Source organism: Algoriphagus halophilus (assembly GCF_900129785.1).
GTDB classification, from domain to species: domain Bacteria; phylum Bacteroidota; class Bacteroidia; order Cytophagales; family Cyclobacteriaceae; genus Algoriphagus; species Algoriphagus halophilus.
Genome location: NZ_FSRC01000001.1, coordinates 2,287,300 through 2,308,863, shown reverse-complemented (window position 1 = coordinate 2,308,863; position 21,564 = coordinate 2,287,300). Strand labels below are relative to the sequence as shown.

15 protein-coding genes are annotated in these 21,564 nt (G+C 37.3%); 14 read left to right on the top strand and 1 reads right to left on the bottom strand.

The genetic code is table 11. The features are described from left to right. Positions 1–85 precede the first annotated feature (85 nt). The 11 genes from BUR11_RS09735 to BUR11_RS09685 are packed head-to-tail and all read left to right on the top strand — an operon-like array spanning position 86 to position 13,395. A complete protein-coding gene (locus tag BUR11_RS09735) occupies positions 86–694 on the top strand; it encodes a 4'-phosphopantetheinyl transferase family protein (protein ID WP_074224626.1) in 609 nt (202 codons plus the stop codon). A 21-nt stretch (positions 695–715) separates the two neighbouring features. Continuing rightward, positions 716–1,495 carry a polysaccharide biosynthesis/export family protein gene (locus BUR11_RS09730; protein WP_074224625.1) on the top strand — a complete coding sequence of 260 codons (780 nt, stop codon included), beginning with the start codon at positions 716–718 and terminating at the stop codon, positions 1,493–1,495. Between the two features lie 10 nt (positions 1,496–1,505). Continuing rightward, positions 1,506–3,821 (top strand): GumC family protein, encoded by a 2,316-nt coding sequence (locus tag BUR11_RS09725; RefSeq protein WP_074224624.1) that lies wholly within the window; start codon positions 1,506–1,508, stop codon positions 3,819–3,821. Between the two features lie 10 nt (positions 3,822–3,831). Further along, the gene (locus BUR11_RS09720; RefSeq protein ID WP_074224623.1) at positions 3,832–5,226 is read left to right on the top strand and encodes a lipopolysaccharide biosynthesis protein; all 1,395 of its coding nucleotides are present in this window, start codon (positions 3,832–3,834) and stop codon (positions 5,224–5,226) included. Between the two features lie 9 nt (positions 5,227–5,235). Further along, on the top strand, positions 5,236–6,153 hold the full coding sequence (locus BUR11_RS09715; protein WP_074224622.1) for an alpha-1,2-fucosyltransferase: 918 nt from the start codon (positions 5,236–5,238) through the stop codon (positions 6,151–6,153). After that, on the top strand, positions 6,150–7,358 hold the full coding sequence (locus BUR11_RS09710; protein ID WP_074224621.1) for a glycosyltransferase: 1,209 nt from the start codon (positions 6,150–6,152) through the stop codon (positions 7,356–7,358). The genes BUR11_RS09715 and BUR11_RS09710 overlap by 4 nt, the downstream gene beginning before the upstream one ends. Continuing rightward, complete coding sequence (locus tag BUR11_RS09705) at positions 7,355–8,671, top strand: hypothetical protein (protein WP_074224620.1); 1,317 nt, start codon at positions 7,355–7,357, stop codon at positions 8,669–8,671. The genes BUR11_RS09710 and BUR11_RS09705 overlap by 4 nt, the downstream gene beginning before the upstream one ends. Further along, entirely contained in the window at positions 8,658–10,013 is a 1,356-nt protein-coding gene (locus tag BUR11_RS09700; protein ID WP_074224619.1) for a glycosyltransferase family protein, read from the top strand. Before BUR11_RS09705 ends, BUR11_RS09700 begins: the two co-directional genes overlap by 14 nt. A 10-nt stretch (positions 10,014–10,023) precedes the next feature. Then, complete coding sequence (locus tag BUR11_RS09695) at positions 10,024–11,178, top strand: glycosyltransferase (RefSeq protein WP_074224618.1); 1,155 nt, start codon at positions 10,024–10,026, stop codon at positions 11,176–11,178. Between the two features lie 6 nt (positions 11,179–11,184). Further along, the gene (locus BUR11_RS09690; protein ID WP_074224617.1) at positions 11,185–12,228 is read left to right on the top strand and encodes a glycosyltransferase; all 1,044 of its coding nucleotides are present in this window, start codon (positions 11,185–11,187) and stop codon (positions 12,226–12,228) included. 3 nt (positions 12,229–12,231) lie between these two features. Continuing rightward, positions 12,232–13,395 carry a glycosyltransferase gene (locus tag BUR11_RS09685; protein WP_074224616.1) on the top strand — a complete coding sequence of 388 codons (1,164 nt, stop codon included), beginning with the start codon at positions 12,232–12,234 and terminating at the stop codon, positions 13,393–13,395. A gap of 6 nt (positions 13,396–13,401) precedes the next feature. Here the strand turns inward: BUR11_RS09685 and BUR11_RS09680 are convergent, their stop codons facing one another. Next, positions 13,402–17,436 carry an Ig-like domain-containing protein gene (locus BUR11_RS09680; protein ID WP_074224615.1) on the bottom strand — a complete coding sequence of 1,345 codons (4,035 nt, stop codon included), beginning with the start codon at positions 17,434–17,436 and terminating at the stop codon, positions 13,402–13,404. A gap of 787 nt (positions 17,437–18,223) precedes the next feature. Between BUR11_RS09680 and BUR11_RS09675 the strand changes: the two genes are divergently transcribed. From BUR11_RS09675 to BUR11_RS09660, 3 genes are all read left to right on the top strand, one after another. Further along, the gene (locus tag BUR11_RS09675; RefSeq protein WP_074224614.1) at positions 18,224–18,991 is read left to right on the top strand and encodes a WecB/TagA/CpsF family glycosyltransferase; all 768 of its coding nucleotides are present in this window, start codon (positions 18,224–18,226) and stop codon (positions 18,989–18,991) included. Beyond that, positions 18,975–19,664, top strand: a complete 690-nt coding sequence (locus tag BUR11_RS09670) for a sugar transferase (RefSeq protein WP_074224613.1) — start codon at positions 18,975–18,977, stop codon at positions 19,662–19,664. The genes BUR11_RS09675 and BUR11_RS09670 overlap by 17 nt, the downstream gene beginning before the upstream one ends. Before the next feature lie 497 nt (positions 19,665–20,161). Beyond that, positions 20,162–21,505 carry a Gfo/Idh/MocA family protein gene (locus BUR11_RS09660; RefSeq protein ID WP_074224611.1) on the top strand — a complete coding sequence of 448 codons (1,344 nt, stop codon included), beginning with the start codon at positions 20,162–20,164 and terminating at the stop codon, positions 21,503–21,505. Positions 21,506–21,564 lie beyond the last annotated feature (59 nt).

The following is a 21,564-nucleotide window of genomic DNA, read 5'->3' as shown; positions in this document are numbered from 1 at the left end:
GGTGATTGAATGGAGGAAATCATGTGATTATAACTTAGATAATCATTTTGATATATGGAGAATATATATTCCCGATCATTTAGATATGTTAGATCATCTAAGTGATACACTATCAGAAGAGGAGTTAAATAGATTTAATAATTATAAAGATACGGAGGATAGGAATAGGCATTTATTGGCTCGCTATTTTGTCAGAAAAATAAGTTCAGATTATTTAAAAGTTGACCCCAATTCATTTGAGATTGATTATTTAGAAAACAATAAACCTTATTTTAAATACTACCCTCATTTTAATTTTAATATCTCTCATTCAGGAGATTACATTGTTATTGGTTTTGCAAATAGATGGTCTGTAGGTGTAGATATTGAGTTTATGAATTCACAATTGGACTTATATGATATGATTATTAATTGTATGTCCAATTATGAAATAAGCATGATTTTAAACTCTGAGGCACCGAGAGCTGTGTTTTTTAAACACTGGACTAGAAAAGAGTCATTGTTGAAAGGAGTTGGTTTAGGATTGACCGATAGAATCAAAGATGTAGCCTGTGTAGATGGCTTAAATTTAATTCCTTCAGACCTTTCAAGTTTTGCCTCTTCCTGGAAGATATGGAGTTTTGAAATGGGAGAGTATTGTGTAAGCATAGCCCATGATTCCGCTGTAAGAATCATTAGATTTTATCAACTGTAATAGATATATAACTATAATTTTATGAAATATTTTTTTAAATACATGCTCGTGCTATTTCTCTTAGCATCTTGTTCTAAAAGGAATATCACTTATTTCTCCAATTTAGAATTACAAAAGGGTGAATTATACACGACTACCAATGCAATAGATCCTATTAGGATTCAAAAAGGAGATGAATTGGAAGTAAAGGTAACCACCTTGGATCCTGAATCTAACCTGCTCTTCAATTATGGTGTGATTGCAAATGGAGAGGAGGAAGTGGGGGCCAGAACTACCTATACCCAAAGTAGATATAAGGTATCTCAGAGTGGAGAAATAGATTTTCCAATTGTCGGGAAAATTGAACTGCTGGGGTTGACAAGAGATGAGGCCAGAGAAAAAATAGCTAGTTCTTTGGAAAAGTTGGTGACCAACCCCCGTGTAGAATTATCCATTACCAACTTTAAAATCACGGTCTTAGGAGAGGTGAATCAACCTAATACATTTACCATTACCACGGACAATATCTCGGTCATAGAAGCATTGGGCTTGGCAGGAGATATGACCGTGTATGGTAAAAGAGAGAATGTTTTAGTGATCAGAGAACATGATGGAGAGAAAATGCTCTATCGTATTGATATGAATGACAAAGAATTGTTGGGATCGGCCAACTTCTTCCTAAAACAAAACGATGTGCTTTACATAGAGGCAGATAAAAAGAAGCTGATACAAGCGGAAATGAACCCAACCACCATTGCGTTCATGACCATATTATCTTCTGTTGCTGTGGCACTAATATTTAACTATCAGAATATTTTTTAAATAACTGTTTATGAAAGCTTCAGATGTTTTATTGGATGGAATTGTTGACACAGAGGTATTTGAGTCATCACATATCAAGAAAAGCTTCCTTTACTATGTAAGGTATTGGAAACTCTTTTTGATCTCCTTTGTGGTGGTTTTTTCCTCGGTGTTTGCCTATATCTATTTTGCTATCCCTTTGTTTCAGGTGAATAGCGTGATTATGCTCAAAGACGAATCGAAGGGTTCTGTGTTTTTGGAAAATCCAGTTTTAAGTGAATTAAGCGATTTTAAATCCTACCAAATTACTGACAACGAGATTGATGTACTTCAATCTTCGGATTTAATGAGACAAGCGATCAAAGATTTGAATTTTAATTATTTAGCCTACCATAAAAATTTCCTGGGTAAGCTCAATACGGTATCAAACCAAGAGCTTCCCTTCCTGATCGAAGTGATCAATATTGAGGAGGAATACTTATTGGATAAGGAATTTGAGGTCTTGGGGATTGAGAATGATTACGTCATTTATTCCAACGGTGAAACTGTCAACGAAATTAAGTTTGGGGAAACATTTCAAAATGAATTTGCCATCCTGAAAATTCACAGGAATAAAGAAGTGAAGGAGTTTAATGGCTATCCGCTCATAGTGAATTTGTTTAATAACGCACAATTGGCAAGTATGATGTCAAGCAGTCTTAAAGTGGAGCCAAAGGATAAAAACAGTAGTATTCTGTATGTTTCCCTGAAAACGGAGTTTCCCGACTTGGGAGTGCAGGTGGTCAATGAGTTAGTAAATACTTACAATGAAAATGCGGTAGCTGAGAAGAAGGAAGTGGCATTAAATTCCCTGGAGTTTTTGGACACACAGTTATCCATTTTGTCGGCAGAGTTGAGTGGGATGCAATCCAATATTGAATCCTTTAAGTATAGCAAAGATGTCGTCGATGTAGAAAATGATTCCAAGTTTTACCAACAAAATGCGCTGGATAATTCGAAGCAATTATCGATCAATCGAAGTCAGTTAGAAATACTTAGAAATCTTAGAAGTGAGGTGTTATCGGGCACACAGCAAAGTATCACTCTTGGCCCTTTGTCAAATGATGATCCTGCCTTATTGCTCATGATCCAGGATTTCAATACTGAAGTAGATAAGCTCGAACGCTTGAAGGGGGCTATTCTACCTGAGAACCCGGTGTATGTAAATACAACAGAGCGCATTTCCAATTTTAGAAACAAGATTGTGGGACATTTGGAGAATAGGATAGATGCACTTGAAATTTCTACCAGAAACCTGGAAAAAGCATCTGAGACCTATAGTAGTAAGTACCATTCAGGTCCTATGATCCAAAGGCAATATGAAGCATTAACAAGAGACTTGGACTTTAAGAAAGCTCATTATATCAATTTAATAGAGAAGCGGGAAGAGACTTCACTTTACTTAGCCTCTGTCTCTTCCACGCATTCCAAGACGATCGAAAAGGCATATTTCAGTCCTGTTCCGGTAAGTCCAAATAAGCCGATTTTAGGCTTGATAGGCTTATTTGTCGCATTTGCTGCGCCCTTCTCCTACTTATTTGTAAAAAGAACTTTTCAGGGGAAATTGGAAGACAGAAGTCAAATTATCATTCCTTCTTCCAGTAGCGTTTTGGGAGAGTTGTCCCAGATCGATAAAAAGCCAAATGGGCCAATAATTGATCAAAATTCCAAAACACCAATTGCTGAACAACTGAGGTACGTCAGGACAAGTTATTGTATGAATGATTTTGGGAAAGAGTCTCAGGTGACCCTGGTTACCAGTACAGTATCAGGTGAAGGGAAGACATTTTTTGCCTTGAACTTTGCCAAGTCCATGAGCATGATAGGGAAGAAGACTGCCGTATTGTTTTATGACTTGAGAAAGCCTTTGGAATATGCCCATCTGTTTGAAAAGGGGAGCATTGGAATCTCAGAATTCATTAATAACAAGGATATTTCATTTAAGCAGTTTTTGGATTCTGGACTGGAATACCAAGGCGTTACCTTGTTTCACACCGGTAAATTACCAAATAACCCTGCTGAAATCCTGCTCAGCCCAAGGAATCAAGAGCTGATCAATGAAATGAGAAAGCATTTTGAATTCATTGTGCTGGACAGTGCTCCTGTGGGCCAGGTTTCCGATTCCTTCTCATTAATTCCTTTGGTAGACGCTACCATTTATATGATGAGATACAATTGGACTTCCAAGCATGATATTGAGTTCTTCCACCAGCTTAAAGCAGAAGCAAAAATAAATAATCCAATGTTGGTGCTCAACGGAAGTAGGGCAGGACAAGGTTATTCTTACGGTAATTACGAATACAATTAAATTTTTAGAAATGTGGCTTATTAGTATACGTAGGGAATTTGATCTAAAGATTGATTGGGTTAAGAATTTGATTCAACGGGGTGAAAAGCGTTCTGTTGTAGCCAAGAAAAATATCATCGGCTCCTTTTTAATCAAGGCGATGAATATGCTGATCTCCTTTGTCTTAGTTCCGATCACCATTAATTACATCAATCCAAGTCAATATGGTGTTTGGCTTACGCTGACTTCCATGGTGGCCTGGGTTGCCTTATTTGACGTAGGCCTGACACAGGGATTGAGGAATAAGTTTGCAGAGGCAAAAGCCACTGGTAATAAGCAGCTAGCAAGAACTTTTGTGAGCACGACTTATTACTATGTAGCGATCATCTTCTTGGTGGCAGGTGTGCTGATGTTTATCGGCAGTAAGTTTATCGATTGGTATAGTTTTATCAATATTCCAAAAGAAGGAAATGAGGAAATCGTAGGCTTGATTGCCATCATTATTTCTTATTTCTGTCTTCAGTTTATTTTTCAAATCGTCAAAACAGTCATTACTTCTGATCAGAAACCTGCCTTAGCTTCTTTGATTGATTTAATAGGGCAAGTATTGGTATTGGTTGCAGTATTCCTGTTGACCAAATTCACTCAGGGATCATTGATCTATCTGGGGTTAGCCATGGGATGCATCCCCGTGCTGATTTTAATCATTGCCAACATTTACTTCTTCAGTCATGACTATTATGATTATAGACCTTCCCTGGCTTATGTAGATAAGAAGCATTCCAAAGAATTGATGTCCATGGGAGGGAAGTTTTTTGTACTTCAGCTGGCTGCGATGATCCAGTATAGCACTTCCTTATTTCTAATTGCGCATTTCTTTAATCCAGAGTCAGTGACGTCCTATAATATCGCTTTTAGATATTTTGTTGCATTGCAGACCATCTTTATGATTTTTATTTCTCCCCTGTGGAGTAGTACCACAGAGGCTTATTTCATGAAGGAGTTTGATTGGATTATCCGTGTGATTAAAAAATATTTATTATTGATCATCCCCTTCTTTATTCTGGGAATCTTGATGCTGTTGTTCTCTGATGTCTTTTACAAATTTTGGTTGGGAGCATCCTATTTTAAGATTGATTTTACTATTTCATTTTTCTGTTTTTTATCAGTTGTTATATCTATGTTTTCCAGTGTTTTTGTAAATGTTGTAAATGGAATGGGTACATTGAAAGTTCAGTTTATCTCTTCCATCATTACTTCTATTTTATTTTTAGGGTTGTCATTTTTATTTATTAAAACGTTCGAATTTGGAGTTTGGTCCATCATATTTGCTTCTATTTTAAGTAATGTGTATGGTTATTTTATAGCGCCCATTCAGGTATATAAAGTTTTGGTTGAAAAATCAAAAAATCCAATTTGGTATTAATATAAAGCTATGAATAAGGTTGTTATTTTCGGAGGGTTAGGAAATCAAATGTTTCAGTTTGCATTAGCAATTGCAATGGATTCAATTGGTAAGCCTACTAAAATATCTGTTAATGATTATATTTTGCATGAGCATTACCAGGGTTTTGAATTGATTAAAGCATTTGATATTCCTATTTGTTTTGACGATCGATTTAGAGTGATTTATGTTTCTAAATTTTTAAGGCCTTTATTGGTTCACTCTAAATTAAATTGGTTTAAAAAGATTGCTAAAAATGTATTCCGTTTTAGCGATAAGATATATTATGAAAAAGATGAGTTTTGTTTTGATGAACAAGTATATCAATTAGATAATTGTTATTTAATAGGTGGTTGGAAATCAACTTTATATTTTGATTCACATAAAAGCTTGATCCAAGAGGTTTTTAATTTTAAAAAGCCAGTAGATGATGTGAATTTATCTATATCAAGAAAAATTCAGTCTTGTAATTCTGTTGCCGTACATATTAGAAGAGGGAATTATTCTGATCCCAGCCAAAATCAAAACAGGGTATTATTGGATGAAACAGATTACTATAAAAATGCATTTCAATATATCAATGAACATGTGTCTAATCCTGTTTTTTACATTTTCTCTGATGACCCTGAATGGGTGAGAACCAATATAAAAGGAGATAATGTGTTTTATGTCTCTCATAATACAGGGGCCAATAGTTATTTGGATATGTATTTAATGAGTATTTGTAAGCATTTCATTATTGCAAACAGTTCTTTCAGTTGGTGGCCCGCTTGGCTATCCAAAAATGAAAACAAAATTGTGGTTTCTCCTGATACATGGGAGGCCAAGTGTCCCAATCGAACCGTTTATCCAGAGGGATGGAAAGTAGTTCCAGTAAGCTCTCAGGACATTGAATTTATAGAAGTATGAAGAATATTTTGCAAATACAGTTTTCAACAAAATCCGCTGGTTCTTCGGCTTGGAGATTACATACTATGTTCAATAGCATTCCAGGCTGCTCCAGTGAGATTATATCTTTGTATAGAGATGATGAACCCAAGGAGGGAATCACTTATTTGCCGAGCTTTTCACTTTTTAAATCAAAAGTAAATAATAAGCTTGAAAAGCTACTTTTCAGATACGATAAAGAGAAGTATGGGATGTTTTCCAATCCTATATTAGGTACGTCTATTTGCAACCATCCGAGCTTTAAGAAGGCTTCCATCATATATATTCATTGGGTTCAATTAGGTGTATTGACTCTGAATGAACTGGTACGGATTGTAAAATCCGGGAAAAAAATAGTTTTTGTTCTTCATGATATGTGGGGTATCACAGGTGGTTGTCACAATGCCATGGACTGTAACCAGTATATTACAGGATGTGAAAACTGTCCCATTTTCGATAATCAGAAATCCGTGATTAAGTCTCAGGTTGAAAAAAAGAAATGGATCTATGCTCAATCCAATGTAAGTTTCATTTCTCCCAGTAGATGGCTAGCAGATCGTACAAAGGAATCTTATGTAGCCAAAGGTTGTGATGTCAGGTACATTCCGAATTACTTTGATATTAAATGTTTTACACCTTCAGGCGAGCTGAGAGAACTTGAACCTTCCGAAGAAGAGTCCAAACCCAAAATAATATCATTTGCAGCAGCAAATATTTTCAGCGTTTACAAGGGATTCATTTACCTGGTGAAAGCCTTGGAATATTTACCGCAAATATACCCCAACCCTAATGTGGAGATTCAGGTGATCGGGGAAGGTGAGCTGGGAGAATTATCATCAATTCCCTATAAAATCCACCGCTTGGGTTATTTGAAGGAAGAAGAAGACATGGCGAATGCTTTGCAGGCGTCTGATCTTTTTGTTATTCCTTCCGTGATGGAAAACCAGCCCACTATTATCATTGAAAGTTTATCATGTGGGGTTCCGGTGGTGGGATTTAAAATCGGAGGTATTCCTGATATGATCCTACATAAAGAGAATGGGTATTTAGCAGAACCTGTAGACTATAAGGACCTAGCTGAGGGGATCAAATATTGTCTGGAGAATAAACTAAGAGGATTTAAGCTGGATAATTTTCAACCTGAATATGTCCTAGATAAGCATTTGTCATTTTTAAAAGAAGCATGAGCGAAATCACTTTTCCATATAGAAAAAGAGTCGAGTTCAACATAGGAACGATTAGTACCTCCTATATTAAGATGATTAATATATTCTGGATTAGCATACTATTGTTTTCTATTTGCTATGTGATGTCCTCCAGCTTATACTCCATGGCTGCGATTTTTCAGGGAATCCAGATCATTTCCATTTTGGCATTCTTTTTCTCGTTGGTCCACTTAATCAAGCTAAAGGACACCAATAGATATTTTCTGTTTTTTGTAGGCCTCCTCTCTATTTGGCAAGTGCTATTGCTCATCAGAGGTGATTATGCCTTTATGGATTATGAAGATACTAAATCCATGTTTTTTGATGCTAACTATGGCATATTTTGCTTGTTTGTCCCATTGATTTCTTTGATCAAGCCGAATCTGATCCATTTGAAAAAGTTTATGAAAGTACTAGTGATTAGCTCTTTCATTTACCTTGGATATACCCTGTTTTTTCTACCTCAAATGATTCAAGGGGATATGTTGGATACGTTTTCCAGAGAGCTGGTTGAATCCTCATTTAAGTTCTTGGCATTTCCTACCATGTTTTTCCTGCTGACTTCACCTTATCAATCAAACCGGAATAAGGCATTGTCTTTAATCATATTCGTGTTGTTCATGACCTTGGGTGCCATCAAAGCAAGGAGAGGAATTTTGTTGATGGGGGGCTTCGTTTTAGGAATCTCCATCATCCTGAATTTATGGCGGACATCAAATAAAATCCCTTGGATTTTGGTAGGAGTTTACCTCTTGGTATTTGTCTATCAATTAGTTCTAATTGAATTTTCAGCTACAGATATTCCATTGTTTTCCAGCTTGTTTGACAAAGGCTTGGTGAACACCAGAACCTATGTTGAGAATTGTTTTTTTAATAGCATGTCTACCATGGACTGGGTGATCGGGAAAGGATATAATGCCGGATATTTTTGCCCAGGTATAGACGAATCAATATTTAAACATGGAGTAAGGAGAGTAATAGAAACGGATTACTTACAATTTATTTTGACCGGAGGGATCTTGAATTTAGCCATGATCTTGTTTCTGATGATTCCTGCGGCCGTCCTTGGTATGTTTTATTCAAAAAATCTGTTTTGTAAATCTGCAGCTTGCTGGATTTTAATCTGGTTGGTATTTCTATATCCATCCAATGGATTTACTTTTTCAGTGTTCCATGTCAGCATTTGGCTCATGGTTTCAATTTGTTACAATGGTTCATTCAGAAACTTGGATGATAAAGTCTTAAAAAAATATTTAAACATGGAATTAAAGTTTAATCATCGTGAAAAAGCCTAAGGTTTTGATTTTTGGTCAGTCCTTCAACTCCAATACCGGAGGAGGAGTTACATTGTCTAATTTATTTCACGATTGGAATAAAGAGGACCTGGCTGTCATAGTAACAAGCCATGCGATCAATAATATCAATTTTTCGTATTGCGACAATTACTTTTTCATTGGAAATAAAGAAAATAGCTGGATTTTTCCATTCAATTTCTTTCAGAGGAATATTCCTTCAGGGAGGATCGATGTTCAGCAATTTTCCAAGAAACAGGAAGTAGTTTCTCAAAAGCCAAATATCAGATCGCGGATCATCAATCAATTATTTTATCCATTCCTGATGTGGACCGGGTTGTTTCATGTGCTTTCAAGAATACACCTGACAGACAATTTGATGGATTGGGTAAAAGAGTTTAACCCTGATATCGTATACATCCAAGTTTCAACACGGGACTCCTTGTTGTTTGGAAAAGCACTTGCAAAGGAATTAGGTATACCGGTGGTGTTACATCAAATGGATGACTGGCTTCATTCTATCAGTTTTGGTGGCCTGTTTAGCAATTACTGGAAAAAGACGATCAATCAGGAATTTCAAGAGTTGGTAGATTTATCCACGCTCTGTATGAGTATTTCTGACTTAATGGGGATAGAATATTACAAGAGGTTTGGGAAAAAATTTGTGACCTATCATAATCCTGTGGACCTGTCGTTTTGGAACGCAAATCAGGATGAAATCTCTCTCAATGATCATGCGATTACCGTTTTATATGCAGGAAGGACAGGCTTCGGGATAGGGACATCCTTAAAGAGTTTTGCCCAGGCAGTGGAGGAATTAAACAAAGAGGAGGGAATAGGGATAGAATTTTATATACAGACCGTGGAGCCTTTATCTTGGATCGATGATTTTGAATTCACGCATTACAGGGGGCTGGTAGCTTATTCCAAACTCCCCAAACTGTTCAGAGGAGCTGATTTTCTGTTGCTCCCTTGCGATTTTTCTCAGAAATCAATCGAATTTTTAAGGTATTCCATGCCTACCAAAGCACCGGAATACATGATATCAGGAACTCCTACTATTCTTTTAGCTCCAAAAGAAACGGCCGTTTACCAATATGGAAGCAGTCAAAATTGGGCTTTCTCCATTGACAATGATGCGGTTCCTAACATCAAGGAGAAATTAAAAGAATTCTTGTTCAATCAAGAATTGCAATATGAATATTCCAGTAAAGCGCTCAAGTTAGCGATGAAGAATCATGACAGTCAATTGATCAGAAATCGGTTCTTAAACGATTTTATAAAATTGTTGGATATCAATGATTTACCGAATGATAAGTTAGTAGCACAAAAAATAGATTTTTAAACTTTTTGTTATGCATGTTTTACTTTTAGGTGTGCCTTTGTTTGAGGGGATGGCAGGTTCTGTCCGGGTGAGGAATCTCCTGGATCCTTTGATTCAGGAGGATAAGATTGAATGGAGTAATTTATATTTTTCAAAACAAGCCGGAAATTATCAAAACAAGGGGGAAGCCCATGTGATGGAAGTTGAAATGAGCATGAAGAGTATTCCCTCCATTTTCAGGTTTCTAAGAGATTCATTTCGATTTATCAAAAGCCGAAAGGTAGCAGGAAGCAAAAATCTATTTTACGCCTATGATACTCCGGACCTTAAAACTATTTTCTTAATACTGTATGCCAAGTCCAAGGGCTACAAAGTGATTTTAGACATCGTAGAGGACAATAGTGTGGCTTCCAGTATCGATGGACTTTGGAATTGGCTGCGAATAAAAAGTGGTCAATACTTTGTCAATTTGGCCCCTTACTATGCTGATCTGTTGATTGGGATTTCCCATCATTTGCATAAAAAACTCAGTGGCATCGTCAAAGATATATCAAAGGTGATCTATATACCGGTAACTGTTGATCTCCAAAAAATCAAAGTTTTTGAAGCTGGAAAGAAAGAAACCATCAAGATATTTTATGGAGGTTCCTTTGGTAAAAAAGATGGGTTGGAATATTTGATCGGGGCATTTAACAAACTGAATAAAGTATATCCTTCCACGGAGTTAATATTGACTGGGAAAGGAGAAAGCAAAAAGGACTTTGACCAGATTTTTACCCTGATTCAGCATAGTGAAGCTTCAAAGAGTATTAAGTATCTGGGGTTTTTAAATTCAGAGGATTACTTAGCAGCACTTGGTGATTGTGATATCTTTTGTGTAACAAGAAATAATTCTTTAGCGGCAAATACGGGCTTCCCTTCCAAACTGGCGGAATTTTTAGCATCAGGCAAAGCGGTAGTTGCTTCAGATGTAGGGGATGTAGGAAAATTACTGGTTGGGGATAGAGATTTGATGTTGGTTCCCCCGGAAAATGAAGATGCTTTATTTGATGCTTTTTCAAGAGTCTTGGAAGATAGGTCCTTGATTGAAAAATATGGAAAAGCAGGTCGGATTGCTGCCAGGGAAATTTTTGATAATAGAAAGTATAGCTCCTTGCTATTTGAAAGGATGAACTGTTTAACCTGAAAAGACATGAAAATAGCCAAAAAGAATGCAGCCGTATTATTGACAAATTCCTATTTGACAAGTTATGGTGGGATAGGTCCATTTGTCAGAAACTTAGACAAGGATTTAAATTCATATTTCAATCTGACTTATTTTTTTCTCCCTGCCAGTTTTGAAAAGATCAGGTGGGTGCCACATCGGTTGATGTATGTGGTGTTTTTAATATTGAGCTTTTTTAAACTGAAGAAATTCGATTTTATTATTTCCCATAGCCCCGAGGGTTCCTATATAGCAAGTTTTACCCATAAGCCTTTGATCCATGTTTTTCATGGGAATACCAACCCCATGACAATATCCAGATTCAAATTTGGGAAGTACTTGAATTTTGTCTTTGATCATATTCATGCTGTGATTACAAAAAAAGCCTGCTTGCTATTTTCAGTGGGGGAAAAAAGGGAAGGGGTTTTTAAGTTTGTCAACCCTATATCACATGAAATTGGGGTACAGGCTGAGGATAAAAGAAAGGGGTTCATTTTTGCGGGTCGCCTGGAAAAACCTAAGGGGGTAGACCAATTAATCAAGGTTTACTATTTATTGCCTAAGTCGGTTCAGGAGCAAAACCCTTTTGAAATTGCAGGGACTGGCTCCGAGCTTCAGCGATTGAAAAACTTGGTTTTGAAATTGGGGCTGGAGAGCAATATTACTTTTTTGGGGAATCTGGAAAATCGGGATTTGATCAAGGTTATTTCTGAGAGGAAAATACTGTTAATGGCATCCAGCTTCGAAGGTTTTCCCATGGTGATCGCGGAGGCATTTTCTGTAGGAGTACCGGTCATCAGCACCGCGGTAGGAGATATTCCTGAATTTGTGAAGCAAGATGAAAATGGATTGCTTTTTCCTGTGGGCTTCAATTTTGAGGATTATGCCACCGGTATCGTCAAAATACTTTCCAGGTATAAGCATTATGCGGGTAATGCCTTTTTGTCCAGTGAACCATTTGATGCTTCTGTCGTGGCAAAGGGTTTTGTGGATAAAGTAGAGGAGACCTTGAGTCAAGTTCAAAGTAAATAAAGGATGACTAGAATTTGCATTGATGTGACCAATATTGTCCCTGGTTTGGGGGGAGCAGGAGGAGGGATTTCAACCTATTCCAAAAACTTGATATCAGGGATTGACCAATTGTTAGATTCCACGGAGGAGGGAGTGGAGATGATGGTCATTGGGCATCCGGAATTTTTAAAGAAAATGGAAATCAAGAATATGACCGTTGCCTACCAAGTGGTCAATAATCAGTCCTTTTTCTCCAGGTTTTATTGGTTGAATATTTCCTTACCCAGGTTTTTGAAGGATCATCAGATTGATGTGTTACATCGGGTGGTTCCGGAATTACCGATCTTTCCAAACACCAAGTCCATGTTTACGTTGCATGACTTTATGTTTGATTTTTATCTGAGCAATGAACGCTTGGGCAAGTACCTGGGATTTAAAGAGAAGATAAAATTCAGGGTTTTACGTTGGTTCATGCAAAGTGGACTCAAAAAAGAAAATATGGTACTGGTTCCCTCGGGATCCATTGCCAATGAATTAAAAAGAAGGTTTCCCAAGAAGGATCTAACAATTAAAGTCACCAAGCTTGCCACTGCTTTTGAGGGATTGGATCAAGAAAATACCTCCAGTTTGGAGGAGCATTCAGAGATAAAAATAGGCTATATCGCGGGTTTTTACCCTCATAAAGGCCATAAAAGGGCGATTGGTTTGATGAAAATGTTGGTCAATCAACAAAGAGGAAAGTCGTTTAAACTTTTTTTCAGGGGAAGTGTGGTTTACCCTGCGTATTATGAAGAAATCAAAGAATTAGTAGTTAAGGAGGGTTTGCAGGATGTTGTATTTTTTGAGGAGTTTGATCCCTCAATTACCATTCAAGAAATATATGAAAAGTACGATGTGACCTTACTTCTTTCGGAATATGAAGGATTTGGACTTCCGGTGTTGGAGTCTCAAGCTTTTTTAAAACCAGTGTTATGTTCAGATATTCCGGTCTTCCGTGAAAATTTAAATGGATCTGCTTTTTTTATTCAAGAAGAAATCAAAGAGTCGGAGGTAGAAAGAGTGTTGAATGCCTTGTATGACACCGCTTTCCTTCAGTCCCTTTCCCAGGAAGGCATAAAAAATAGCTCGCAATATCGCTGGGAGAATACCTGCAGACAGACATTGGCGAGCTATTTAAACTTTGCTTAGGCTTGATCAGTTTTTGATCAGTTTTTTCGTTTGAACCCCTTTGTTTCCAAAATCGACTCTGATGATGTAAACTCCTTCAGGGAAGGATGATACATTGAACACCACATTTCCATCATTTGTGGAGAATTTCTGCGACTGAAGCTCTACCCCCCTTGTATCAATTAGTTTTATTTCACCGTCCAGGTCTCTTGGATAATCCTCGAAGTATAAGGTGACCTCATCGTTTGTAGGGTTTGGTCCCATCTTAATTCCATAAATGGAAGATTGATCAAGAATCTTAACCTCATTGATGGTAGGATCCTCCGAGCTTTGAATTTCTGTGGTTGAATTCGAGCTGATGGATAGTTGGTTCTCGGAATCTGAAGTTCTTGCAGATGTTGAATTTACCCTAAATCTTACAGCTTCAGAATCATAGGTAACCCCATTTTTGTCCGTGATTCTTACGAATACCAAGTATTCACCTACTTCAATTCTTGTCCAATCAAACTGCTTAGTGGACACCGGAGCGGTGATTAATGGGAATCCCCAGTTAAAGAACTCTACTCTTGCGGCGTCAATATTTGTATTGGCTTTCAGGGAAACCAGGTCTCTTCCAATGACAAATTGCTGTCCATTATACGGTTGGGCCATGGTCACGGTAGGTGTGGTATCCCCAGATCCTGCGATGACCTTGAATGAAACAGGGTCTGATTTGATCAAGTTTCCATTGATATCCACCATTTCAGCATGGACCTTATAATTTCCTTCTTCAATTCTAGTCCAGTCGAACTGATAAGGATAGGAATTTGCAGCAATTAATGGGAACCCCCAATTATAAAATTGAAGTGACTTTACTTGGGTTGGATCTGAAACCAATGCTTTCAAAGTAACCAAGTCTGAACCCAATGTAAAAGTTTGCCCATTAAAAGGGGTATCCATTTTTACAGTAGGAAGAGCTGGGGGAGCACTAGATCCTGAGGTAACCTTGAATGATACTTCATTGGTCGTGTAAACTTTGCCGGACTGATCTGTAATCTGGGCAAATACTTTGTAATTATCAGGTTCAATGGTACTCCAGGTATATTCAAAAGGTGCTGAAGTAACAGTAAGTATTGGGAAGCCCCAATTGAAATATTCCACTTTTTGAATGGCCAAACCAGAAGAGGTAGCATTGGTTTTTAATACCACCGGATTGACTCCTTTTTCATAAACCGAATTATTGGTCGGACTGACCATTTGCGCGTTAAATCCAGGGCCATCATCAGGCTGGTTTTTCACCGTGAAATTAATGGTTTGAGATACTGCAGTCTGGTTTGCTTGGTCGGTAACTTTCGCATAAACCTGATAATTCCCAATTTCTGCATTCGTCCAGTTAAATACATAGGGGGGGCTAGTTACGGTGGTGACCAAATTTCCCCAATTGTAAAACTCAACACTTTTGATCTGACCTTCGGGATCAGATGCATTTGCTGCCAACTGGACCGTATTTACACCTAAAATAAATTCTTGATTTTGGGTAGGGCTCGTTAAAGTGACCGTTGGTAATTGGTTTTCAGGACTACCGCCTTCATTGGAGATTTTTGCCAACACCACCGATCCATAAGCGGGGATCGTGACCGAACCGCTGAACTGTTGGTTTTTCCCGTTCTTATAGGTTCCGTCCAAAGGTACCGAAACAGGAGAGGAGCTGGCATTGTAATCAAAGAATACGAAATTTTCTTTAGGCAATTCTTCGGTTTGAACCTTGGATATTTCAATGTTGTCTAGATACACCTCTTGTGCTGAGCTAGGAATTCTCATCACCATACTTTCAGTGGATTTTGTGGCTTTGGCATCTAAGAAGACTTTATAATGGGTCGTTCCGGATTTTGTCGCAATGATTTTGTTTCCTTTACCTTTATCCACATTAAAAGTTGCCTCCAGAAATAATTCAACGGGTTTATTTTCCGGAGATCCCTTCATGTCAAATTCCATCAATATTTTTTCACCGGAATTCACTGCCCCTATTTGTATATAGGCGGTGGCACTACTGGAGCTGTTAGGGTAAATCACCAAGGTGTTCCCTGAAATACCACTGGAAAGCACTCTTGAACTGGCATTATATAAACCGGAAATAATTCCGCTTCCTGCATTAAAATTACTTTGCTTGATTAAGCTAGATGAAAGGACTTTGGTAGTGGATAAATCAAAAGAAGGCTTGGTGCTATTGGTATCATACCCAAAACTACTGGCCCAGTTTCCTAAATTTCGATTGATCCCTACCGCAGGATCGGAGGTTGACCTGGTATGAATAAAGAAGTCTTGATTGAATGGATCCAAAAAATAATTGGAATTGATGGTGCCTACCGATCCTATATCGTCAATTACTGAATAAGCGGAATAAATTTCTTCCAATTCATCCACATTGGAATATTGGTTTCCGGAGATTCTAATATTTCTATTGGGGTCCCCGTAATAGTCATGGGTTAATTGTAGTTGGACTTTGGAGCGGTAAAATAGGTTGTTTAAGACCTCGATATTATTGGCATTATGCAGGTAGATCCCCTTTCCGGTCATAAATGCAATGGTGTTGTTGGCGATTTTTATCCCCGCACTGTTGTCATCAAGGTAAATACCTTCCGCCATATCGACTTCTTCAATGGTCCCGTTTTTTGTTCCTTTTCCATTCAAAATGATGTTGCCCGAAATTTCTCTTCCGATATTATTTCTTCCGACCAGGCCATCTGAGTTATTATAAACTCCCCCGCCGTCTTGCTTGAAAAGGCAAAAATTGTCGATGTAGTTATTTACTATTTTGGTGTAGTTTCCACCAAAGTGAATAGCATTGAAACCGATGTTCGTAATTCTATTTTTTTGAACGATAGAATTATCACTATCACTCGCAACGAAAATACCGATCCCTGCCAAATCGCTACTTTTTGCCATCCCTTGAAAAAGCATGGCTTTGTCAATGACGTTATTACTTACTATTGCCCCTGGGGCTCCGTATCTAATATTGATCCCGTTGTTGAAGGGGGAAAGTATTTGATTGTTTTGTATTACAAGCCCTCGGACGTCAGCTGCGTTGATGGCATTTTCACCTGCAAATTCCAAAGTGCTGTTTTCTACGGTGAAATTTTGACTTCTGGAAATTTCAAAAATACTTCCGTTTGAACCTTTAAAATGCAGGTTGGAAAATTTCAAATCATTGATGTAAGGGTTATGTGTAACCAGGTTTTCAAGAGAGGAAACAGCGATGTTTACATTGGAAACATTATATCCCGAGAGATTGATCGTGAATTTTTTGCTGTCTGGGTCATAGGCCCATTCTCCCGCCCGGTCCAATAAGCTGGGATGGTTTTGAAGGAAATATCCAAAGCCAGCTTGAGGTGCATAATGACTTTCATTTCCCTGAAAAGAAATAAAGTTACCTGAGATATAGTTTATTCTGTGCCTATCTATAATCCAGTTGTTTTTTCTTACCACCACTTCCCCTCCTGATCCATTATAGGGGATCCCTGTAGTCGAGGTGAATCCTGTCTGGCTTTGGACGGATCCGATTTTTAAATATCCTCCATTGCTTGCATCGGAGTTAGGGTACCTTCCTATTTCTTTGATTTGATTGTTTAACAGGACAACTTGTATTCTAGGCAAATTGTAATTGCTGAGGTCCGCTTGATAAAGCCCGTTTCCAATGGAGGTAAAATTGGAAATGGTAACCATGGAGGTAATAATGGGCTTGGCTCCACTTCCATAAGATGTGAAAACGATGGGGCTCCCAGAGCCTCCAGAACTCGCAACTTTGATGGTGCCGTAAAAGACTTCTCCAGACCTAAAAAGGATCCTATCCCCACTTTTTAGTGAGGAAGAAATGGAATTGAGTTTGTCAATGGTTTTCCAAGGAGTCGAGGGACTTTGTGCTTGGGTGGCAGACCGACCATCATTCCCGGAGGAGGTGGAGAAATAATAATCAGTCGCATAACCAATTTGAAGTTGAGAATAGAATAAAGTAACTAGAATTAATAATTTTAATAAAATGCTCTTTTGAAAGAGAAAGGTTGGCGTAAAGGTAATTTTTCTCATATTAGGCTGATTAATTTTTGTTTTTATCGTCAAAGTTTATTCCATAAGACAATAATTTTTGATGAGTAAAATTTCCCTAAACCCTCCCCCTAATTAATTAATTATATTTTTTATAATTCAAAAAATAAGTTTGGTTTATTTTTAATTTTGACTTGTATTTTTCCGTTGTGGTAACAATGGAAAATCCTATTATTTTATTTTATTAGTTGGGGTGAAAATTTCTTATTGGTTTTATACAATGGTCACTTGGAATTTTTCTTATTTAAATTGTTTAATTGTTTGTTTTACTAAAAAATAGAAGTATTAATAATGAATATTTAATTATGAGGAAGTTCTCTTAATTATTAAGGGACAGTGATGAATTAAATCTATATATAGGCTATAATTGTAACTGTTTATTTAGTGCTTATTGGATCTTGATTTCAATAAATGGAATCTGTGTGATTAAATATTTCACTTCATTTTTCGTTTTATTTAATTAGAAAGCGGGGTTTTAGGAGTCCACATCTTAAAGATTAATCAGTGGATTGATCTATAGGTATTATTTAGTTTTAAGAAAATATAAAATATTTTTAGGTAAACGTTAAAAAAGAGTAGTATAGGTGATATTTTATTTTGAAAAAATGATAAAATCAAAATAAAATAACTGGACAAAAAATAACGTGAAATAAAATCTTATTTTTTTTATATACATGATTAAAAATGGTTTTTAAACCTAAAAAAATGTATATTGCATTATCTTTTAATGAGTCTAAAATAAATTTTTCTAATTTTTAATAGCATAGATATGGAAACGGTCAATTCCGAATTTTTAGGGTATTCCATGTATAATGGTAAGTTGATGGATATTTTACTTAAAGGTAAAACCATAGTAAATACCCTGAACCAATACTCTTTTTGTTTGGCAGAAGAGGATAAAAACTTCAAAAATGCACTGTTGCAGTCAGATGTATTATTGCCCGATGGGATCTCTATTGTCTTATCCGCTAAGTTTTTGAGCGGTAGTGAGATTCATAAAATTGCAGGGGCGGATTTGCATGAATTTATTTTAAAATATTTGAATAGTGTTTATGGAAGCTGCTTTTATTTAGGTTCCAAGAATGAGACTCTAGAGGTCATAAAGAGTAAAATTGTGGAGAAATTCCCCAATGTGAATTGTGGAAGTTATTCCCCTCCATTTAAAGATTCTTTTACGGAGGAAGACAATGATTTGATGGTTCAGAAAATCAATGAGTTCAATCCGGATGTGCTATTTGTGGGAATGACTGCACCTAAACAAGAGAAATGGGTTCATCAGAATAAAGATAGAATTCAGGCAACTTATATTTGTTCTATAGGTGCTGTCTTCGATTATTTTTCTGGTACAATAGAAAGGCCAAATGATGTTTGGGTAAAATATGGCTTGGAATGGTTGGGTCGATTCATGAAAGAGCCAAAGAGACTTTGGAAGAGATACTTTTTATATGGATTGATCTACGTGAAATATATTTCACTAAATAAGTTTGTGAGATCTTTTAAACTTTTTAAACCGGATACCCATGTCGCTAACACTTGAGAAATTCATAGCAATAGAAGATTTAAATAGAGACCGTGAGTTTATTTTAAACTCGTATTCTATCAATTATCTTGATTCTTCTCAGATTGCAGTTAAGAGATTGTTTGACCTGACAATTTGCTTTTTATTTATCACCATCATTGGATGGTGGTTATTTATCATCATTTCTTTGCTGATCGTAATAGACTCCAAAGGTCCGGTAATATTTAAACAGTTGAGACATGGTAAAAACAATAGGCCCTTCTATTGTTATAAGTTTAGAACCATGAAATATAACCCTTCCAAGGAGTTTGCCCAGGCAAAGAAAAATGACGACCGTATTACAAGGGTAGGGAGGTTTTTAAGAAGAACCAGCATGGATGAACTCCCTCAGGTTTTCAATATTTTATTAGGTGAAATGTCCGTTGTGGGCCCTAGGCCCCATGCCTTAACCATGAATAGAGAATATTCTGTTCAAATTTCCAGGTTCATGTGTAGGCATTACGTGAAACCCGGAATTACGGGGCTAGCACAATGCAAAGGATATAGAGGTGAAATTAAGGATGATAAAGACATTAGGTTCAGGTTGAGGTATGATCTTTTTTATATCAAAAAATGGAGTGTGTTGTTTGATTTATATATCTCAGTACTGACTTTTAAATGTGTCTTTTTTAACAATGAAAATGCGTATTGAATCTATTGTGATCATTACTTTTTGAATCGGGAGATGGTTAAGTTCTAACCATCTCTTTTTTTTATCCTAATTGTTAGGGACTGAATTTTATATGGATGACGCTGTCTTGGATTGATCAGTTGAATTGGGAGGGGGATAGATTAAATGGGGTTTGCTACCGCTCAAATAATAGAAAAGCGATTTATTAGGTGATTTGCTGTTTGCTTTTTATCTTAAACAGGTAATTTATTCAAGTATTTTTAATGGAGGACTTATTCTTTTGAAAGGATTGGATGATGTCTTTTTTCTCAAATTCCGGAGACCCTTTAGAATGGTAGAAAAGGCAGAAATCTCATCTGAAATACATGATTTAAATTGTTTGATGCTTGAACATTCATTCCCAAACCGCCCAAAATAGCTTCTTTGCTTGAACTGGTTCTCGTGTGTCGTACATGCGATCTGTTTCAAGAAACCAAAGAGGCGTCCCTAAAGACACTTACCCTTAAAAATTAACAATAATGAAGAAAGACTCATCTAGAAGAACGTTTATTAAAAAAACGGCAATTGCAAGTTCTGCTGCGCTCATCGCTCCTACCATCATTCCCGCCTCAGCATTTGGTGCAAACGATAGAATCAATGCTGCGGTTTTAGGAATCAATGGGAGAGGAAACTCGCATATTCAAGGTTTTATGGCCCAAAAAGACGTGCAGGTAACTACTTTATGTGATCCTGATATGAATTTGCTGGTAGATCGTCAAAAAACTTTTAAAGAGAAATATAACCAAGATGTGGCAGTGGAGCAGGATCTAAGAAGAGTTTTTGACAATAAAGATATCGATGTGGTCAGTCTGGCGACTCCTAATCATTGGCATGCATTGGCAACTATTTGGGCTTGTCAGGCAGGAAAAGATGTATATGTGGAGAAACCAGGATCTCATAATATCTGGGAAGGTCGAAAAATGATTGAGGCTGCCAATAAATACGATAGAATCGTACAACATGGCGTTCAATTGAGAAGCTCTCCAGCTGTTCAGCAAGCCATTCAATTGATGAGGGAAGGATACATCGGTCGTGTTTACATGGCCAGGGGCCTGGTGTTTAGAATGAGAGGAGATATTGGAGATAAAGGTTTTGAACCGGTTCCAGAAGGATTAGATTATGATTTATGGACAGGTCCGGCTCCAAAACGACCTTTTACCCGGAATTTGGTGCATTACAACTGGCATTGGAACTGGGATTACGGAAATGGAGATGTGGGGAATCAAGGAATTCACGAAACTGACCTGTGCATGTGGGGATTGGATGTAGGTTTCCCTACTGAGATTACTTCCATGGGTGGTAAATACCTTTGGAACGACAGTAAAGAAGTGCCTGAAGTGTTGACTTCTATTTATAATTACCCTGAAGAAGGTAAAATCATCCAATTTGAGGTGAGACCTTGGTATACCAATACAGAGGGAGGAGCTACTGTTGGAAATATTTTTTATGGAGACAAAGGCTACATCGTGGTGGATGGATATGATAAATTCCAGTCATTCCTTGGGCCAGATAGGACGCCAGGGATTTCCGGTGATGATGGAGGAGAAGCAGCCACCGGAATGGATCGGGGAGCAGGTGGAACAGATGGACACTTTGCCAACTTTATTGAAGCCGTTAGAAAGCATGATCGATCTATTTTGAATGGCCCGGTGGAAACCGCACATTTATCATCAGGATTAGCCCATTTGGGAAATATCGCATATCGATTGGGAAGAGTATTACATTTTGACCCTCAATCAGAGAAATTCGTCAATGATGCTGAGGCAGACAAAATGCTGACAAGGAATTATAGACCGGGATTTGAGGTTCCGGATATCGTTTAACCAGGTCTTTGTTTGAAGCAAGGACGAGCATCAAAAGCCGTCAAGGCATTACCTTGACG